At 67.4% G+C, this 2,912-nt stretch carries 3 protein-coding genes and 1 pseudogene; all 4 read right to left on the minus strand.

Annotated features, from left to right (window positions below):
• On the minus strand, positions 1–821 hold an 821-nt coding region (locus WB785_RS07785), incomplete at its 3' end, for a class I SAM-dependent methyltransferase (protein WP_424078267.1).
• On the minus strand, positions 779–1,762 hold the full coding sequence (locus tag WB785_RS07790) for a class I SAM-dependent methyltransferase (RefSeq protein ID WP_424078264.1): 984 nt from the start codon (positions 1,760–1,762) through the stop codon (positions 779–781). The genes WB785_RS07785 and WB785_RS07790, both read right to left, overlap by 43 nt.
• Entirely contained in the window at positions 1,734–2,498 is a 765-nt protein-coding gene (locus WB785_RS07795; RefSeq protein ID WP_424078266.1) for an enoyl-CoA hydratase, read from the minus strand. Before WB785_RS07795 ends, WB785_RS07790 begins: the two co-directional genes overlap by 29 nt.
• Positions 2,495–2,912: pseudogene (locus tag WB785_RS07800) on the minus strand (NUDIX hydrolase); the annotation flags it as partial. The pseudogene WB785_RS07800 and the gene WB785_RS07795, both read right to left, overlap by 4 nt.

Genomic DNA, 2,912 nt, shown 5'->3' on the forward strand with positions numbered 1-2,912 from the left:
CGCACCGGGCAGTCGTCGGGCTCGGAGTCGGTGATCTGCTCACCGCGGTCCAGGATGCTGGCTCGACGGCGCACTCCTCGCTCGGCCAATCCCGTCGACCACAGGCACGCTTCCCGCACCGATCCTCGATATGAGGTCACCTCAATCTCGCCGTCGAATCCGAGGTTCAGCACAGCGTCGAAATCGATTCCAGGAGAGCACTTTACGACTAACTCACGGCGGCGATAGACGTCGAATAGCCGGTCCAAAGCAGGTTGGTAGTCACGTGGGTTGAAGCGTCGGCGTCCGCCACCGCGCCGCCCCGGGTCGGCCAGTATCACCGTGTCGCGAGTCACGGGGCGCAGTGCGTCGGCGCGGCACAGGTCGACGGCGCCAACCAGGTTGTGTTGAGCCATCGCCAGCCGCACCGGGTCGATGTCGCTGCCCAGTACCCGGGCCGCCGAGTCGCGCAGCGCCGCGAGTTCGGTGCCGATCGAGCAGGTCACATCGTGCACGACGCGACCGGCCAGTCGTTGCGCCCGATGCGATGCGACGGGTGCGGCGCTGGCTTGTTGCAGCGCCTCGTCGGTGAACAGCCAACCGCCGGTACCCGGCAGCTTGTCCGCCGCGCGCCGCCTCAGCAACGATGTTTCGACGAGCGCGGGCGTCCGCTCGCCGAATTGCTTTCGTAAAGCATCGATTTCGGCGACACGGTCGGTTAAGGGCAACCCATCCACGACGCTCAGCGCGGTGCAGCCCGCCTCCGATGTCAGGTAAGCAACGTCGTGGAGCCCGAAGTTCAGGACGGCTTGACCCCGGTGACCATGACGTTGTAAAACCAGCCTTTGGGCACCACCCGGCGCCACACGTTGGCGTCCACCCAGCTCAGCGTCTTCCAGCCGGTGAAGGCGAACCTCGCCCAGGCCCAGCCCAGCCGATCCGGCGGTACCGTCGCTTCGAATGTCCGGACCGGCCACCCCAGCATCGCGGCGGTGAACTCGACGGTGGATGTCTCAACGTCGACCGCGCCGGCGCCTGTGGCCATCCTCTCCAGGTCACGCGGGTCGAATGTGTGCAAGTCGACCACCCACTCCAGAGCCGCGGCCCGCGAGTTCTCGTCGAGCTCAGCCTGCGGACGGCGCCAACTACCCAGTCCGGGCAACTTCACAACCCGGATGGTGACGTTCCACGTGAGGTCCGCCAGCGCGCGGGCGTAGCCGTTGCCGACGGTGGTCGGCTCGCCGGCGAACACGAAGCGGCCACCCGGCCGGAGTACCCGCATCACCTCGCGCAGTGACTGCTCCACGTCGGGAATGTGGTGCAGCACGGCATGCCCGACGACCAGGTCGAACGTGTTGTCGTCGTAGGGGATGCCTTCGGCGTCGGCGATCCGGCCATCGATATCCAGGCCCAGCGACTGCCCGTTGCGGGTGGCGACTTTGACCATGCCCGGTGACAGGTCGGTGACTGAACCGCGCCGCGCGACCCCGGACTGAATCAGGTTCAACAGGAAAAAACCGGTGCCGCAACCTAATTCGAGGGCGCGGTCGTACGGCAGACGGTAGATCTCATCGTCAGGGACGGCGGCATCGAAGCAGTCCCGCGCGTAGTCGATACAGCGCTGGTCATAGGAGATGGACCACTTCTCGTCGTAGTTCTCCGCCTCCCAGTCGTGGTAGAGCACCTGGGCCAGCTTGCTGTCGTGGCGGGCGGCATCAACCTGCTCGGCGGTGGCATGCGGTTGCGGCGCCGGGTCACCGGCGGCCTTCGAACTCCTCGTCACGAGGGGCCAGCTTAGTGGCGTGGGCGAACACGTGCACAAAGCGGCGTCGTTCGGCGGCCACCCGCGCGTCGGCAGCCAGCTCGAACACCTCATCGATGCCGGCCTTGGCCGCCGCCAGCGCGTACGGCGGACCGTCGACCAACCGGCCGGCCCAGGTCACGGCGGCGTCGTACACGTCATCAGGGGCCACCATCTGGTCGATCAGGCCCAGGGCCAGCGCCTCCTCGGCGTCGAAGAACCGACCGCTGTACACGAGCTCCTTGGCCCGGCTGACACCGACCGTGCGGGTCAGCCGCGCCATACCGACGCCGTCCGGCACCAAACCAGCCAGAATCTCGGTCGCACCGAACCGCACGTTATCGCCGCTGACCCGCCAATCGGCAGCCAGCGCAAGCCCCACGCCGGCGCCCAGTGCGTAGCCGGTGATCGCGGCCACGGTCGGTTTGGGGATCGCCGCGACGGCGTCTACGGCATCGTGACGCTCTCGTGCCCAGGTCTCGGCTTTCGAGACGGCCAGCGTGCGCAGTTGCGGCATGTCGTCGCCGGCGGAGAAGATCTCGTGGCCGCCGAAGATGATCACCGCGGCGACGTCGTCGCGCCGGGCGACCTCGGCGGCGGCGTGACTGAGCTCGCGGTAGACCTGCCGGGTCATCGCGTTGGTAGGCGGCCGCGAGAGCACCACGGTTCCGACGCCCGGGCGCGCTGCATCCACGTGGATGCTGACGAACTCGCTCACAGCCGCCATCCCCATCCGCCGGCTTTGCGCGCTTGGTGGTAGCGGTCGGAGTCAAAGAACTCGAATATCCAGTTATCGCCGTCGATTTCGAGGTTCGGTTGCACGGCGACGATCTGACGCTCGACGGCCAACACGTCGGCGACCGTCCGTCCGGCCAGCGAACCCAGCTGGGTCCAGGTCGGCGGCAACAGAAAGCAGCGCCCGCCCTCGAAATCGTCGATGGCGGCCTGCGGGGTGGTCCACCCCGCGTGGTCGGATTCGGTGTTGTCCCCGTCGGCGCGCTGACCCTGCGGCAACGCTCCGACGAAGAAGTAGGTGTCATAGCGGCGGGTGCGTTCAGCCTCGGGAGTCACCCAGTTGGCCCACGGCCGCAGCAGGTCAGCCCTTAACACGAGTTTCTCCCGGCGCAGGAAG

This window comes from Mycobacterium sp., assembly GCF_049585075.1.
Classification (GTDB): Bacteria; Actinomycetota; Actinomycetes; order Mycobacteriales; family Mycobacteriaceae; genus Mycobacterium.